General features: G+C 69.2%; 13 protein-coding genes and 1 pseudogene. 5 read left to right on the top strand and 9 right to left on the bottom strand.

Features of this window, described 5'->3' with window-relative positions; translation table 11 throughout:
* Nucleotides 1–164 precede the first annotated feature (164 nt).
* The 5 genes from KRR26_RS37130 to KRR26_RS33915 all read right to left on the bottom strand — a co-directional run bounded on the left by KRR26_RS37130 (nt 165) and on the right by KRR26_RS33915 (nt 4571).
* Nucleotides 165–713: a GNAT family N-acetyltransferase gene (locus tag KRR26_RS37130; protein ID WP_328707260.1), complete on the bottom strand. Its 549-nt coding sequence runs from the start codon at nt 711–713 to the stop codon at nt 165–167.
* The gene (locus KRR26_RS37135) at nt 710–1510 is read right to left on the bottom strand and encodes a Rossmann-fold NAD(P)-binding domain-containing protein (RefSeq protein WP_236069461.1); all 801 of its coding nucleotides are present in this window, start codon (nt 1508–1510) and stop codon (nt 710–712) included. Before KRR26_RS37135 ends, KRR26_RS37130 begins: the two co-directional genes overlap by 4 nt.
* 42 nt (nt 1511–1552) lie before the next feature.
* Entirely contained in the window at nt 1553–3169 is a 1617-nt protein-coding gene (locus KRR26_RS33905; protein ID WP_120210203.1) for a sigma-54-dependent transcriptional regulator, read from the bottom strand.
* A 45-nt stretch (nt 3170–3214) separates the two neighbouring features.
* A complete protein-coding gene (locus tag KRR26_RS33910) occupies nt 3215–4168 on the bottom strand; it encodes a GGDEF domain-containing protein (protein ID WP_233577470.1) in 954 nt (317 codons plus the stop codon).
* A 124-nt stretch (nt 4169–4292) separates the two neighbouring features.
* The gene (locus KRR26_RS33915; protein WP_120210201.1) at nt 4293–4571 is read right to left on the bottom strand and encodes a glutaredoxin family protein; all 279 of its coding nucleotides are present in this window, start codon (nt 4569–4571) and stop codon (nt 4293–4295) included.
* A 21-nt stretch (nt 4572–4592) separates the two neighbouring features.
* Here KRR26_RS33915 and KRR26_RS33920 point away from each other — a divergent pair, with 21 nt between their 5' ends.
* A complete protein-coding gene (locus KRR26_RS33920; RefSeq protein ID WP_120210200.1) occupies nt 4593–5771 on the top strand; it encodes a DUF4388 domain-containing protein in 1179 nt (392 codons plus the stop codon).
* A gap of 4 nt (nt 5772–5775) precedes the next feature.
* Here the strand turns inward: KRR26_RS33920 and KRR26_RS33925 are convergent, their stop codons facing one another.
* Nucleotides 5776–7005, bottom strand: coding sequence for a penicillin-binding transpeptidase domain-containing protein (locus tag KRR26_RS33925; RefSeq protein ID WP_407931753.1), 1230 nt, complete (start codon nt 7003–7005; stop codon nt 5776–5778).
* Between the two features lie 306 nt (nt 7006–7311).
* Between KRR26_RS33925 and KRR26_RS33930 the strand changes: the two genes are divergently transcribed.
* Together KRR26_RS33930 and KRR26_RS33935 are read left to right on the top strand one after the other, a co-directional pair.
* The gene (locus KRR26_RS33930; RefSeq protein ID WP_233577468.1) at nt 7312–8175 is read left to right on the top strand and encodes an ABC transporter permease; all 864 of its coding nucleotides are present in this window, start codon (nt 7312–7314) and stop codon (nt 8173–8175) included.
* Nucleotides 8172–9086 (top strand): ABC transporter ATP-binding protein, encoded by a 915-nt coding sequence (locus KRR26_RS33935; protein WP_217081846.1) that lies wholly within the window; start codon nt 8172–8174, stop codon nt 9084–9086. Before KRR26_RS33930 ends, KRR26_RS33935 begins: the two co-directional genes overlap by 4 nt.
* Nucleotides 9087–9096: 10 nt before the next feature.
* On the opposite strand, the gene KRR26_RS33940 is transcribed toward KRR26_RS33935, so the two are convergent.
* Complete coding sequence (locus KRR26_RS33940; protein ID WP_233577467.1) at nt 9097–9318, bottom strand: sulfurtransferase TusA family protein; 222 nt, start codon at nt 9316–9318, stop codon at nt 9097–9099.
* A gap of 242 nt (nt 9319–9560) precedes the next feature.
* On the opposite strand from KRR26_RS33940, the gene KRR26_RS33945 reads away from it, so the two are divergent.
* Nucleotides 9561–11525 (top strand): DsbA family protein, encoded by a 1965-nt coding sequence (locus tag KRR26_RS33945; RefSeq protein WP_217081847.1) that lies wholly within the window; start codon nt 9561–9563, stop codon nt 11523–11525.
* 90 nt (nt 11526–11615) lie between these two features.
* Here KRR26_RS33945 and KRR26_RS33950 read toward each other — a convergent pair whose 3' ends face one another.
* Together KRR26_RS33950 and KRR26_RS33955 are read right to left on the bottom strand one after the other, a co-directional pair.
* Nucleotides 11616–12011 (bottom strand): RidA family protein, encoded by a 396-nt coding sequence (locus tag KRR26_RS33950; RefSeq protein WP_199723943.1) that lies wholly within the window; start codon nt 12009–12011, stop codon nt 11616–11618.
* A 70-nt stretch (nt 12012–12081) separates the two neighbouring features.
* Complete coding sequence (locus KRR26_RS33955) at nt 12082–14304, bottom strand: RelA/SpoT family protein (RefSeq protein WP_217081849.1); 2223 nt, start codon at nt 14302–14304, stop codon at nt 12082–12084.
* A gap of 160 nt (nt 14305–14464) precedes the next feature.
* Here KRR26_RS33955 and KRR26_RS37510 point away from each other — a divergent pair.
* Nucleotides 14465–14843 (top strand): annotated as a pseudogene (locus KRR26_RS37510) (FHA domain-containing protein); the annotation flags it as partial.

A 14843-nucleotide genomic window follows, 5' to 3' on the forward strand; every position in this document is an offset into this window, starting at 1 on the left:
CCAGCCCAGACAGCGCGCCCCCGAGACCTGGCGGCCGGCCTCGGCCCCCTCGCCCACCTGCGTCTCCCCCTGCTCATGTGTGGAATCCACGGTGTTCTCCTCGTCTCACGCGGGGGATCAGCGCCCTCTCACGTCCAACCGAACACCGAGGCGGGCCAGGAGTGTCACCGGCCCCGTCCACGCCCCTCTCCCAGAGACAGCGCCATGAACTCCTCGTCGAGGTAGGTGTCCCCCATGCGCAGCGCCCGGCGCTCCAGGCCATACGGCTCGAAGCCCAGCGACAGGTAGAGCGAGCGGGCCGCCGCGTTGTCGGCCACCACCGCGAGCAGCAGCCGCTCCACACCCGGCATCCGCCGCCCCTCCTCGATCAGCGCTTGCAACAGGCGCCGGCCCACGCCCGTCCCCCGAGCCTCCGGCGCCACGTACATGCCCCACACGGTCGCCTTGTGCCGAGTCTTGTGGCGCGCCTCGCGTCGCAGGCCGACCACGCCCACCAGCGAGTCACCGAGGAACGCGCCCACCGCGACCCGCTCCTCCGGAGCCTCTGCTCCGAGCCGCACGCGCATCTCCTCGATGGGCAAGGCGGCATCCTCTTCCGCAAGCGCTCCGAACGAGCGGGCGCTCTCACGCAGCGCGAGCTGGCGCAACGCGCGCACCCGCTCGGCCTCTTCGGGACGAAGCCTCCGCACAATCACGTGCGCCGTCGCGCTCACCGGGACTCCTCCTCCAGCACCGCCGTGAAGCCGGCCTCGAAGTCGGGATGCTGGGGCGCCCAACCGAGCCCCTTCAAGCGCGCAGCGCAGATGGCGCGGTCGCCGCGCAGCGACTCATGCAGCTGCGCCAGCGGCAAGGTCGGGGGGAGCGGCAAGCCCAAGCGTTCGCAGAGCCAGCCCACTGTCTGTGCGAGCGTGGCGGGCCGATCATCGGCCACGCAGTAGACGGAGCGCGACACCCCACGCTCCAGCGCGACCTGAATGGCCCGCCCCAGGTCATCCACATGGATGCGACTGAGCCGCCCCCCACCCGACTCGGGGAGCCGCAACGCCCCCGTGCGCAGTCGCAGATGCGCGCCCCGTCCCGGGCCGTAGATGCCCGCGATGCGCAACACCACCGCGCCCACCGCGAGATAGCGCGCCTCGGCCTCCAGCCGGCCCCCAGCCGTGGGCGAGGAGGAGTCCACCGCGGTGTCCTCATCCACATGGCCTCGCGCTGCGCCATACACGCCCGTGGAGGACAGGTAGACGAGGCGCACGGGAGGCGCCGCCGCGAGCCCCCCGGCGACCCGCTCATCCAGCCCCGCCTCGGGAGGCAGCGACACGACGACGTGCGCCCCGGGCGCCCGCGAGAGCGCCTCCTCGAGCGAGCCCACACACGCCCCGGCATGCGCGAGTCGTCCGCGCCGGTCCGGGTCGCGCGTCGCGGCGTGGACCTCACGGCCCGCCGCGGCCGCCGCCACGGCAAGGCGCGTCAGCGTGTACCCCGAGCCCAGCAACACCAGTGGAGGCGACATGCCCGCGCGATAGCGGGCCCGGGCGTCACGCGCAAGTCGAAGTCAGAACTCAGCGCTGGCGCGCGGATCGACGATGCCGCACTCCTTGATTTTGTAGAGCAGCGCCTTGTAGCTGATCCGCAGCTTCGTCGCGGCGCGCCGCTTGTTCCAGGCCGTGCGCTGCAACATCACGAGGATGGCCTCACGCTCGGCCAGCATCGCCGCGCGCTTGCCAATGTCCTTCAGCGACATCTCCCCCGCGGGCGGCGGCGGTGGCGGTGGCTGGGGCGCATCGAACGGATTCGCGTAGCGAGGGGCAGGGACGACCGCGTTCACCACGGGCTCGGGAGCCCCACCCCCGGAGGCCCCACCCCGTGCGGGCATCTCCAGCACCTGCACGCCCGGACTCGCGGGCGTGCGAGCAGGCTCCTCGGCGCGCGGCAGCGGCGTGCCCTCGTCGCCGCCATACGCGGTGGGCAGCGAGGGCGCGCTCGCGGGGCTGCGACTCGCCGCGTGCAGCTCATCGAGCACCAAGGTCGGGTCCTTCAGCACGCACAGCCGGCGAACCATGTTCTCCAGCTCGCGCACGTTGCCGGGCCAGTCATAGTCAGCGAACGCATGGAGCACCTCCGAGGGCAGCTCCGACGCGGCGTGGATGAAGTTGCGGCCGTACTTCTTCAGGAAGTGATCCGTGAGCGGAAGCACGTCCTCCTTGCGCTCGCGCAACGGAGGCAGTCGGATGGCCACGACGTTGAGGCGGTAGTACAGGTCCTCGCGGAAGTTCCCGAGCGCGATCTCCTTCTCCAGATCGCGGTTCGTGGCCACCACGACACGGCTGTCCACCCGGACACTCTTCTTGCCGCCGACGCGGAAGAACTCCTCGTCCTGGAGCACCTGGAGCAGCTTGGCCTGGAGCCGAATGGCCATCTCGCCAATCTCGTCCAGGAAGATGGTGCCCTGATCCGCCAGCTCGAACTTGCCCGGCTTCTCCGCGGTGGCGCCCGTGAAGGCCCCTCGCTCATGGCCGAACAGCTCACTCTCCAGCAGCTCACCCGGCAGGGCGGCGCAGTTGACCTTGATGAACGGCCGGCCACGTCGCTGGCTTCTCGCGTGGATCTCTCGGGCGATGACCTCCTTGCCCGTGCCGGACTCGCCCAGGAGCAACACGGGCACGTCGGTGTCCGCGATCCGCTCCACGAGCGCCCGCGCCCGTCGCATGGAAGGCGAGTTGGAGATGAGCGCGCGCGCATCTACGCCCGAATCCGAGTTCGCCGCCAACCCCCGTCCACCGCCCCCTCCGGCGCGCTCGGGGACCCGAGGCCCCAGGGCTCGCGACAGCACGTCCTGGAGTTCGTCATTGCCAAACGGCTTCGACAAGTAGTCGCTGGCCCCCATCTTCATCGCGCGCACCGCGTCGTCCGCGCCCGCGAGCGCACTGAGCACGATGACCGGCGCACCACCTCCCGAGCTGCGATAGCGCCGCAGCACGTCCAGCCCGCTCAACTCCGGCATCACCACGTCCAGGAGCACGGCGTCAAAGGAGCCGCCCGAGAGCATCTCCAAGGCCTGGGCCCCGCTGGCGGCACAGCGCACCTGATACCCCGCGCTGCCCAGCAGCTCGGACAGGAAGGTGCGCACCGACTCCTCGTCATCGACCACCAGTACTGCGATCCGATCCATCCCCTCGCCTCCGCTCGCCCTCTGCATCGAACCCTCCCGCCTTCCTCACACGGACAGCCGGGTCGGTGCCCCGGCGGCCCGCCGAATCTCGCGCGTGCGGCGCAGCGTCTGGAGGGCCGCGCTCAGCAACTGCACGGGCGTGCCCACCGCGTCTGGGAAGCTCACCGCCCCCAACCCCAGCGCCGTCTGCACCACGCGCCCCTCCACCTGGAAGCGCGCCGCGTCGAATCGAGCCCCCACCCGGGCCACCACGTCCTGCACCGCTTCAGCGGGCGTCCCCGGCAGCAGCACGGCGAACTCGCAGTCGCCCACGCGCGCCACCGCGTCCGCCTCCCGCACCGTCTGCCCCAACACCACCGCGCAGTACACCAACAGCCGCTCCGCCATCCCCCGCCCGTACTCCTTGCGGAACGACGCCCAGCCATCCACCCGCGCCGCCAGCACGCTGAAGCTGCCGCCGTAGCGCTCCGCGCGCCGCGTCTCCAAGCCAATCAACGCGAGCACGAACGGTCGGTTGTAGAGCCCCGTCACCGCGTCATGCAGCGCCAGCGCGGTGCTCGACTCCTCACCCACCGCCGCGCGCTCCACCGCGTGCTTCAAGCGCAGCTGCGCATGCAGCTTCATGGGCAGCTCGTCCCCACTCCCCGAGCGCGGCGCCACGTCCACGCACTGCCCTTTCTGCAGGCAGTGCCGCCACGCCTCAGGGTCGTGCGGATCCACCAGGTACATCAACGGCACCGTGCCTCGGCTGATCTGCCGCAGCCGCCTCGCCACCTGCACCGCCGCGAAGTCCGGCGCCTGCGCGGCCAACAGCGCGGCGTCCGGCCGCACCACCTCGAACAGCGGCGCCGCCGCGTCGAAACGCGTCACTGGAACCACGCGGAACCCCGCCTCCCCCAGCAGGGTCCGGGTCCGCTCCAGGGCGTCAGCCCGGGGCTCGACCAGCAGCACCGTGGGAGGCTGTCCCGCCCGTCCCACGCGCTTGTGTCTCACACCCACCGTCGCGCCCTCCCCGACAGCACTTTTTGACCCACGATGCCCTCCGCCCGCCGCCCGGAATTACAGCCCCTCCCCCTCCTCCACGGCGTGCATCCCCCTGGATTTCCAGGAGAAGGGCGCGGCCCTACCCATCCCGGGCGAGCGTTTTAGCAACGGGTGTGCCACCCAGTGCCTCACGCACCCGGGCTTCCAACGCCACGGCATCCACGTGGAGCGTGAAGGCAGGCACCCCGTCGATGACCACCACGGGGATTTCGTAACGCCAGCGGGTCAACAGCTCAGGGTCCTCCAGGATGCTGAGGATCCGCAGCTCGAAGGGGATGCGAGCGCGCACCTCCTCGACCACGACCCTCGCCTTCTCGCAGAGGGAGCAATTGGGTTTCGAGTAGATATCGACTCTCATGCGTTGCAGGATGGGCGTTCGATGCGTGGCCTGTCTGGTGACTTCTCGACGATGCCCCTCAAGGACCTCGTCGTCCATCTCGGGAATCGCCGCGTCACGGGCACCCTGAGGCTGGAGCGGGGGGACGTGCGCAAGCAGTTCGCGCTGAGCGAGGGCCACGTCACCAGCGCCAGCTCCAACCAGGCGCGCGAGTTCTTCGGTCAGTTCCTCATCAACATGGGGCACCTGACGGAGGACCAGTTGGAGAAGGCCTTCGCCACCCAGGCCGAGACGCGCATCTTCCTCGGGAAGATCCTGGTGATGACGGGCCTCGTCCCCGAGTCCACCGTGCGCAACACGCTGAGCCACAAGTTCCGCGAGATGCTGCTGGACGCGTTCCCCTGGCAGGACGGTGACTTCGCCTTCGAGGCCGTGGACGACGCGCCGGACATCGAGGGCCTCGACATCCGCGTGGACCTCCTCGACGTGCACCGCGAGGGAGAGTTCCGGGAAACGGCCTGGGAGGCCATCCGCGCCGTGTTCCCCCTGGGCGGCGTGCGCCTGACGGTGGACGAGCGCAAGCTGCCGGAGCGCAAGCCCGGCGGCGTCGACGAGCGCATCGTCCAGCACATCAAGGAGGGGCTCTCCATCGACGGCATCGCCATGGCGATGCACGCGACGGACTTCTTCCTCTACCAGCGTCTCTACGCGCTCTATCGATTGGACGCGGTGAAGGTCTCGGACGAGCCCCCCGAGACCGCGCCCATGCGAGCCTCGGGGCCGGTCGTCGTCATGGAGGACGAGGACGCGCCGCCCGACGGAGTCATCGGCTCGGAGTCGTCCTCCGACGAGGTGCTCCAGGCCGCCCAGATGTTCCTGGACGCGGGCAACCTGCGCGACGGCGAGGCGCTGGCGCGCCGCGCGCACGAGATGTCGCCCTCCCCCGCCTCGAGCGCACTGCTCAAATCCGCCGAGGCGAAGCTGCTGACGCTGCTGCGCAAGGAACTCATGGAGCCCGGGCGCGTGCCCGGCCTGTTGGTGACTCCCGCGCAGCTCAAGACCACGCCGCTGTCCGCCCCCGAGCGCTACCTCTTGTCGCGCGTGGATGGCCGACGCGACGTCGCCGCCATCGTCCACGTGTCGCCGCTCCAGGAGCTGGAGGCGCTGAAGTTCTTCCAGGGGTTCGTGGACGCGGGGCTCTTGCAGCTCGCCCCGCGCTGAAGCCTCAGTGCTTGCCCGCCGCCGAGGCCGGCGCGGTGAGCTCCATCGGCGCGGGCACCCGCTCCAAGCCCAGGCGGAGGGCCTCGCGGCCCAGGTACGAGCCGCGGATCCGCCACTTCGGATCATTCACCACGAGCGCCGCCACGGCCACGCGCGGGTGCTCCTTGGGCGCGAAGCCCACGAACCACGAGTAGTCGTGGAATGGCTCGCGATCCGCCAGCGTGCCCGTCTTGCCCACCGCGCCGTCCACGCGGAAGCCGCGCTCCCGGAAGATGTGGCGCGCGGTGCCGTGCGTGACGGTCTCCTCCAGCATCGCGGTGAGGGCGCGCGCGGTGGTGGGCGTGAGCACCGCCTCGCCCTCGGGCGGAGGCGCGGTCAGGTCCGGCTCGAAGAGAACGGGATCCACCCAGCGGCCCCCATTCGCGGCCACGGCGGCCAGCAGCGCCCCGTGCAGCGGCGACAGGAACACGTCCCCAAAGCCCGCGCCGGTGTTGGCCAGCCCGAACTCATCCTCGGGGATCGCGGCCAGCGACACGTCGGTGGGGACCGCGAAGGGAATCTCGCGGTTGAAGTGGAAGCGCGCGGCCATGCGCCGCAGGGTCTCCACGCTCAGGTGCTTGTGGGTCATCTTCGCGAAGATGACGTTGGCGCTCTTGCCCATGGCCAACGCCAAGGACAGACACGCGCCGTCGCGGTCGCTGTCCTCCAGGTGCTTCTCGGACAGGCGCCGCTTGCCCCCGTGGAAGCACTCCTCGGTCTCGGGCGTCACCCCCGCCTCCAGCAGCGCGCTGCCGGTGACGATCTTGAAGATGCTCGCCGCGGGGAACGCCGCGCGCACCGCCAACCCGCGCAGGTCCGGCCGCGCTTGCGAGTGCTCGGCCATGGCCAGCACGCGGCCCGTGGCGGGCTCCAGCACCACGGCCGCGCCAAACGGCACTTCATAGGTCCGAAGAATCTGGGTGAGCGAAGCCTGGAGCACCGGATCGATGGTCAGCGCGCGCGCCTTCGCCCCCTTGCCGTCCTTCACCACGAGCTGCTCCCCCTCCAGCTTCGCGCGGGCGAGGAGATCCACGGCATGGGGCAACCCCTGGACCTTGAGCAATGGAGGCGCCTTCTCACGCGACGGCACTGGCGACGGAGGCACGAGCCCCACCATCGCGAGCGTCCCTCCATCCAAGCCAGCTCCCCCAGCAACCAGGGTGCCGCCAACGGGCAGCCCCGCATCCGCGGTCATCACCGCCGAGGCCGCGGAGGATTCCAGAGACACACCCGAGTCCCCGGACTGCGCTGTCACCGCGCCCGCATCACTTGACGCCAGGGCCTCGACGCGGGGCGCACTCGGAGGCGGAGCGGGCTCCGTGGCGCCGAGAAGGAACGCGAAGGGGACCAGGAGCGCGGGGACGGCGAAGAGGCGACGGTGCATCGTGCTCGGGGGGCGGGGGGGGCGGGGCGATCCTAGTCGCTCCCGGCCCGCTGTCCACGTCCGCTTCCCCGTCTGCTAGGGTCCGCGCCCATCTTGGACGGATTCAAAGAGACAGTCGTGATTTGGAGCGCCGAGCTGCGCCGAGCCGTGAGAAGCGGCCGCGTCGTGGTCCTGCTCGGGCTCTACAGCATGTTCTCGGCCCTGGTGTTGCTCGTCGTGGGCTACGCCACGCGGGAGATGCAGGCCCAGGTGAACGCGAAGCTCGCGGAGGTAGGCGCGGACGCGGAGGCCTCGGCGCGCGCCGCGGAGGAGATCCACAAGGGGATGCTGGGCGTCCTCACCAGCAATGACGCCGCGATGATGGAGGCGCTGTCGCAGGTGCCGCTGGTGGTGCTCATCGTCTTCAAGGTCACCCTGTTCTTCTTGCCGGCCTACGTGGCTCTGATGGGGTTCGATCAGCTCAGCGGCGAAGTGGGCCCGCGCTCCATCCGCTTCCTCACGGTGCGCGCGCGCCGCTCGTCGGTGCTGACGGGCAAGTTCCTGGCGCAGGCCACGCTGCTCGTGGGGCTCGTGCTCGTCGTGGACCTGGCCATCTTCATCTACGCGCGGATGACGAACCCGGACTTCAGCGCCGCGATGCTGGTGCTCAACCTGGTGAAGTTCTGGCTGGCGGCGGTGGTGTTCTCGCTGGCGTACGTGGCGCTCACCGCGCTGTGCTCCAGCCTGTTCCGCCTGCCGGCCGTGAGCCTCGTCTTCAACTTCGTCCTGCTCTTCGTCTTCTGGCTGATGGACACCATCGGGCGCGGCGTGGCGGACACCAACCCGGTGCGCTTCGTGCGTTACCTGTCGCCGTCGTACTACGCGGGCAATCTCCTGCACCCGCAACTCTCCGAGTTCGGCGCGAGTGGCGCGGCCTATGCCGCGTTCGCGCTCGTCTTCCTCCTGGGCGCCCACGGCGTCCTGCGCGCGAGGGACCTGTGAGCGAGTTGGCCATCGAGCTGTTCAACGTCACCAAGCGCTTCGGACCCAAGGTCGCCGTCAAGTCGGTGAGCCTCCAGGTTCGCCGCGGAGAGGTCTACGGACTCATCGGCCCCAACGGCGCCGGCAAGACGACGACCTTCTCCATGATGTGCGGCTACCTCTATCCGTCGGAGGGCACGCTCCAGGTGATGGGCGTGGACCCGTCAACGCCGGGTGCCCTCAAGCGCCGCCTGGGCGCCTTGCCCCAGGACGCCGTGCTTCCGCCCGGCTGGGAGGTCGGCGCCCTGCTCACGTACTGGGCCAAACTGTCCGGTCTTGAACAGCCCGACAGCGAGGCGCGCGGCGCGTTGGAGAAGGTCGGACTCACCGAAGCGTGGTCGGTGCAGACCCAGGCGCTCAGCCACGGCATGGCCAAGCGCGCGTCCATGGCGCAGGCGCTGATGGGCCGTCCGCCGCTGGTTCTCCTGGACGAGCCCACCGCGGGATTGGATCCGCGCATCGCCGCCCAGGTGCGTCAGGTCATCAAGGACATGCGCGGCCAGCAGCAGACGGTGGTCGTCTCCAGCCACAACCTCCAGGAGTTGGAGGAGCTGTGCGACGCGGCCGCCATCCTCGACAAGGGCGCGCTGGCCAAGGCCGGCAGCATGACGGAGCTGACCGGCCAGGGCGCCGAGTTCCGGGTGCAGATCGCCCAGGGCGACGTCATCATCCCGGAGCTGACGGCCATGCCCGGCGTCACGGCCGCGCGCATGGAGTCCCCTGGCGTATTGCTCGTGCGCTTCGAGGGACAGGCGCATCCGCCCGAGCAGATCATCAGCCGCGTCGTGGGCCACCTGCTGCAGCACGGCGTGCTCATCCTCGGCGTCAGCCGGGGCCAGCGGCTGGAGGATCGCGTCCTTCAGCTCGTCTGAAGTCGCGGGCTCACCCCGCCTTGCGCACCCACCCGACGTAGTGGTGGGTGCCTCGGCGCTCCAGGCGAACGAGCAGGTGGCCGGTCGCCTCGCACCACGCGGGCAGATCCGCCTCCAGGCCCACGTCCGTGGAGATGAGCTCCACCAGCGTTCCGGGCGCCACGCGCCGCATGGCCTTGGCGATCTCCAGGATGGGCACCGGGCAGAACGCGCCAGAGGTATCCACACGCACGGCTGCTTCCATGGGGGTGAGTCTGGCATGCGCCCCCCTTCGCCGCCGAGGTGGAATATTTCGGAAAAGCGGTCAGTTTCCGGCCCCTTGGGGGCCTGGACGCGGCAGCCGCGAGCGCTCCCGCATGGCTTGCGGTTCTCGAAATCCCTCTGTTAAGTACCCCCGCCTTCCTCCACACCACACACACTGACACCCGCTTGGCGTCCGCAGTCGGACCGATGGCGAAGGAGCAAATCCAACCCATGAAGCCCCATGTCATCGTGGCCCTGCTGGTGGGCCTGGTGCTCGGGTTCGTTGGCGGCCGCGCCACCAACGCCTCGAAGAGCACGAGCACCACGCCCACCGCTGCCGCCCCTGCCCGGCCCAACGCGCGCCCCGTGGATCCGACGGTGTTCAAGGTCCCCATCGAGGGCTCGCCGGTGAGGGGCGGCGAGAACGCGCTCGTCACCATCGTCGAGTTCTCCGACTATCAGTGCCCGTTCTGCAGCCGCGCGCACGTGACGGTGAAGAAGCTCGAGGACGACTACGGCAGCAAGCTGCGCGTCGTCATGCGGCAGAACCCGCTCTCCTTCCACCCGCGCGCCCGTCCTGCCGCGCTCGCCGCGCTCGCCGCCGGTGAGCAGGGCAAGTACTGGGAGATGCACGACATGCTCTTCGCGAACCAGAAGAGCATCGAGGACGCGGACCTGGAGAAGTACGCGACCCAGCTGGGCCTGAACCTCGAGAAGTGGAAGAGCGACATGGCCAGCCCGAAGCTGGCCGACATCATCTCCAAGGACTCCACCGCGTCCTCGCAGTTCGGCGCCAACGGCACCCCGGCCTTCTTCATCAACGGCCGCTTCCTGTCCGGCGCGCAGCCCATCGAGAACTTCAAGGCGCTCATCGACGAGGAGATGGCCAAGGCCGAGGCGCTCGTGAAGAGCGGCGTGCCCGCCTCGCAGGTGTACGCGAAGGCCGTCGAGAAGGGCCTGGAGCGCGCTCCGTCCCGTCCGCAGCAGGGTCAGCCGGCCGGCCCCACCGTGTTCAAGGTGGACGTGCCGTCGGACTCGCCCGTGTTCGGCCCGAGCAACGCCAAGGTGACCATCGTCGAGTGGTCTGACTTCGAGTGCCCGTTCTGTGGCCGCGTGGTCCCCACGGTGCAGAAGATCAAGGAGACCTACCCGAAGGACGTGCGCATCGTGTGGCGCAACCAGCCGCTCTCCTTCCACGCGAGCGCCAAGCCGGCCGCCATGGCCGCCATGGCCGCGCACGAGCAGGGCAAGTTCTGGGAGATGCACGACAAGCTGTTCGCCAACCAGCGCGCGCTCGACGGCGCCTCCCTGGAGAAGTACGCCCAGGAGCTGAAGCTGGACATGGCGAAGTTCAAGGCCGCCATCGCCACCAACAAGTTCAACACGAAGATCGAGTCGGACATCGCCGCGGGCAACGTGGTGGGCGCCAACGGCACCCCGACCTTCTTCGTCAACGGCCGCCAGCTCGTCGGTGCGCAGCCCTTCGAGGCCTTCAAGACGATGATCGACGAGGAGATCGCCAAGGCCGACAAGGCGCTCGCCGCCGGCACCAAGCCGGAGGACCTCTACACGAAGCTGAACGCGGACAACGTCGCGGCGGCCCCGGCCGCTCCGTCGGCGCCCTCCGCGGGCGCGGCGCCTGAAGGGGCCGTGCAGAAGATCGAGCTGGGTGAGGCCCCGGTGAAGGGCCCCAAGGGCGCCCCTGTCACCCTCGTCGCCTGGTCCGACTTCGAGTGCCCGTTCTGTGGCCGCGTCGTCCCGACGCTCCACCAGTTGGAGCAGGACTACAAGGGCAAGGTGAAGTTCGCCTTCAAGCACCAGCCGCTGCCCATGCACCCGAACGCGAAGGCCGCCGCGCAGGCGTCCATGGCGGCCCACGAGCAGGGCAAGTTCTGGGAGATGCACGACAAGCTGTTCGCCAACCAGCGCGCGCTCGACCGCGCCTCGCTGGACAAGTACGCCCAGGAGATTGGCCTCAACATGGCCAAGTTCAAGGCGGCCATGGACAGCAACAAGTTCGACAAGCAGATCGAGGCCGACATGACCGCGGGCGCCGCGGTGGGCGCGAGCGCCACGCCCAGCTTCTTCATCAACGGCCGTCCGCTCGTGGGCGCGCAGCCGCTCGAGTCCTTCAAGCGCGTCATCGACGAGGAGCTGAAGAAGGCGGGCGGCGCGGTGGCGGCGGAAGCGAAGTAGTCGTCCCGCCCCCTCGCTTCCGTTGAAAGCACGAGGCCGTCGGACTCCCTTCGGAGCCGACGGCCTTTGTGTTTCGTGGGAGTGGCGGACTCAGGAGACGGCGATGGCGTCGATCTCCACCTTCGCGCCACGCGGCAGCGCGGCCACCTGCACCGTCGCGCGCGCCGGAGGAGCGCCGGTGAAGTAGCGACCATAGACCTCGTTCACCCGGGCGAAGTCCCCCAGGTCCGTGAGGAAGATGGTGCAGCGCACCACGTGGGAGAAGTCACAGCCCGCGGCGGCGAGCACCGCCTTCAGGTTCTCCATCACCCGCTCGGCCTGCGCGACGACGTCGCCCGGGACCATCTCCATGGAGGCAGGGTCCAGGGGGATCTGGCCGGAGAGGAACGTCATCTTCCCCGCCTCCACCTGGATGGCCTGCGAGTACGGACCAATGGCCTTGGGGGCCTGGTCGGAATGGATGACTTTGCGAGCCATGGGGCGCACCTCGGAGTGATGCGGCGCCCCAAGTGGGGGGCCGCGGGTTTCCGGGGCCCTGTAGCACAACCGCGCGCGGTTAGATTCGCTCGACGGAGTAGACGCCGTTGAGACGCTCGATGGTGCGCATCAAGTCCGTGAGCTGCTTGAGGTCGGAGATGGTGACCTCGAAGGTGTTCACCGCGCGGTCATCTCCCGTGGCCCGGCAGTTGGCCTGGGAGATGTTGACGCCCTTCTTGGAGAAGATGTTCGTCATGTCCGCGAGCAGGCCCGGCCGGTCCGCCGTGAGCACACGCAGGGTGACGGGCCGCTTGAAGTCGCCTCGCACGTCCCACATCACGTCCACGCGCCGCTCGGGGTCCGTGGCCAGGGCCTTCTCGCACCCCACCGTGTGCACCGTCACGCCCCGCCCTCGGGTGATGAAGCCAGCGATGGGGTCACCCGGAACGGGGTTGCAACAGCGCCCGAAGCGCACGAGCACGTCATCCACGCCGCCAATCTGCACGCCGCTGCGGCTGCTGCGGCCCACCAGGCGCTTGGCCAGGTCGGTCATGCGAGACAGGCCCGGCAACATGGAGGAGGAGGAACCCGAGGTCCCGGTCGGCGCACCCGAAGCGTCGCTCGGCCGAGCATTCACCTCCGCGGCGCTCAGCTTCTCCTGGGGAACGAAGCGCTGGACGAGCTGCTGCGGCGTCACCTTGCCGTAGCCAATGGCCACGAGCAGGTCGTCCTCGACGCGGAAGCCGAACTCCTCGGCGACCTTCTTCATCTCGCCGGACTTCATCTGCTTGTTGAAGTTGAGCTGGAAGCGGCGGAACTCGCGCTCCGCCAGCTCGCGTCCGAGTTGCAGGCTCTTGTCGCGCTGCTGCTGCTTGATGAAGCCGCGGATGCGCTGCTGGGCCCGGCTCGTCTTGACGAAGGTGAGCCAGTCCTTCGAGGGGTGCGCCTGGGGGCTGGTGAGCACCTCCACGGTGTCGCCGTTCTTCAGCTTGTAGCGCAGCGGGACGATCTTCCCGTTCACCTTCGCGCCCACGCACCGGCTGCCCACGTCCGAGTGGATGGCGAACGCGAAGTCCACCGGCGTGGCCCCGCGCGGCAGGCTGCGCACATCGCCCTTGGGTGTGAAGACGAAGACCTCATCGGTGAAGAGGTCCACCTTCACCGTCTCGAGGAACTCCTTCGGATCCTTGAGGTCCTGCTGCCACTCCATGAGCTGGCGCAACCACGCGAACTTCTCATCGTCCTTGGAGATGGACGCGCGCCCTTCCTTGTAGGCCCAGTGCGCGGCGATGCCTTCCTCGGCGATCTTGTGCATGTCCGGCGTGCGGATCTGCACTTCCACGCGCTCGCTCAACGGACCAATCACCGTGGTGTGCAGGGACTGGTACATGTTGGGCTTGGGGATGGCGATGAAGTCCTTGAAGCGCCCCGGCACCGGCTTCCACATCTGGTGCACCATCCCGAGCGCCTCGTAGCAGGAGGGCACCGAGGGCGTGACGATGCGGAACGCGATGATGTCGTGGATCTGATCGAAGTCGATCCCCTGCGCCTTGATCTTCTTGTAGATGCTGTAGACGTGCTTGAAGCGACCGCTGACCTCGCCCTTGAGGTTGCGCTCCTCCAGCTTCGAGCGCACCAGCGCGACGGTGTCCTCGATGTACTTCTCGCGCTCCTTCTTGCGCTTGTTGAGCTGCTCCTGGAGCGCGAAGAACTCCTGCGGCTTCACGTAGCGGAAGGACAGGTCCTCCAGCTCGGTCTTGATCCACGAAATGCCGAGTCGGTTGGCCAGCGGCGCGTAGATGTCCAGGGTCTCCTGGGCGATGCGCGCCTGCTTCTCCTCGGACATGTGATCCAGCGTCCGCATGTTGTGCGTGCGGTCCGCCAGCTTCACGAGGATGACGCGGATGTCCTGCGCCATCGCGATGATCATCTTCCGGAAGTTCTCCGCCTGCTTCTCCTCTTGGGAGAGCGTCGCGGACGCGGAGAACTTGGACAGCTTGGTGACGCCGTCCACCAACTGCGCCACCTCGGGACCGAACAGCTCGGTCAGCTCCTCGGCGGTGGCGAGCGTGTCCTCGATGGTGTCGTGGAGGAGACCCGTGACAATGGAGGCTTCGTCTAGCTTCAGCTCCGCGAGGATGCCGGCAACCTCCAGCGGATGAACCAGGTAGGGCTCCCCGGACTTGCGAAGCTGTCCCTGATGGACCTTGGCGGAGTAGACGTATGCCTTCTTGATGATGTCCAGATCAGGGTCAGGGTGGTACGAGGCAACCCGCTGGAGAATGTCGTTCAGGCGAATCATCGAGGCGTTGGCAATCGTAACTGCCGAAATCATGAGGGGCAATGTTGCCCCGGGGTCGAATCGCGGCCCCGAGTGACCGGACCGCATGCGGCCAGCCCAGTGCCGGCGCATTTGCTTTCATTGACCCGACGTTTTACGCGCCAATAGATTCGCCCCGCCCATGTCACAGCTCCTGCTGTCCGCACTTCCCGTGGTGTGCCCGAACTGTGACGGCCTCAATCCGCCTCGCTCGGCGGCCTGCGCCCTGTGCAGCCAGGCACTCGTCTCGGCCCCTCCCGCCAGGCCCGTGGCGCCAGCCGGGACCCCGCCCCGCCCCCCCGCCCCCCCGCCCGCCCCCGCAGGGCGGCCGGTCGCCGTGGCCACCTTCCCCCGAGCGGGCGAGCCCACCGCGCCCCCCACTCCCCCGCCGCCCCCGAGCGCCGTGCCGCCGGGCATGAGGCCGTCCGCTCGGACGCCGCCCCCCACCGCGGCCGGTCTCCCCCTCGAGCCCCGAGCGCCCGCGCGCACCGCGCCCCCCGTGCTCGGCCCCGCCCAGGGCC

The organism is Citreicoccus inhibens, assembly GCF_019039035.1.
Lineage (GTDB): Bacteria > Myxococcota > Myxococcia > Myxococcales > Myxococcaceae > Citreicoccus > Citreicoccus inhibens.

Bases quoted from the DNA above. Each gene is read 5' to 3' on its own strand.
- KRR26_RS37135 (WP_236069461.1), bottom strand. From the start codon at position 1,510: ATGTCGCCTCCACTGGTGTTGCTGGGCTCGGGGTACACGCTGACGCGC.
- KRR26_RS33905 (WP_120210203.1), bottom strand. From the start codon at position 3,169: ATGGATCGGATCGCAGTACTGGTGGTCGATGACGAGGAGTCGGTGCGC.
- KRR26_RS33915 (WP_120210201.1), bottom strand. From the start codon at position 4,571: ATGAGAGTCGATATCTACTCGAAACCCAATTGCTCCCTCTGCGAGAAG.
- KRR26_RS33920 (WP_120210200.1), top strand. From the start codon at position 4,593: ATGCGTGGCCTGTCTGGTGACTTCTCGACGATGCCCCTCAAGGACCTC.
- KRR26_RS33925 (WP_407931753.1), bottom strand. From the start codon at position 7,005: ATGACCGCGGATGCGGGGCTGCCCGTTGGCGGCACCCTGGTTGCTGGG.
- KRR26_RS33945 (WP_217081847.1), top strand. From the start codon at position 9,561: ATGAAGCCCCATGTCATCGTGGCCCTGCTGGTGGGCCTGGTGCTCGGG.
- KRR26_RS33955 (WP_217081849.1), bottom strand. From the start codon at position 14,304: ATGATTCGCCTGAACGACATTCTCCAGCGGGTTGCCTCGTACCACCCT.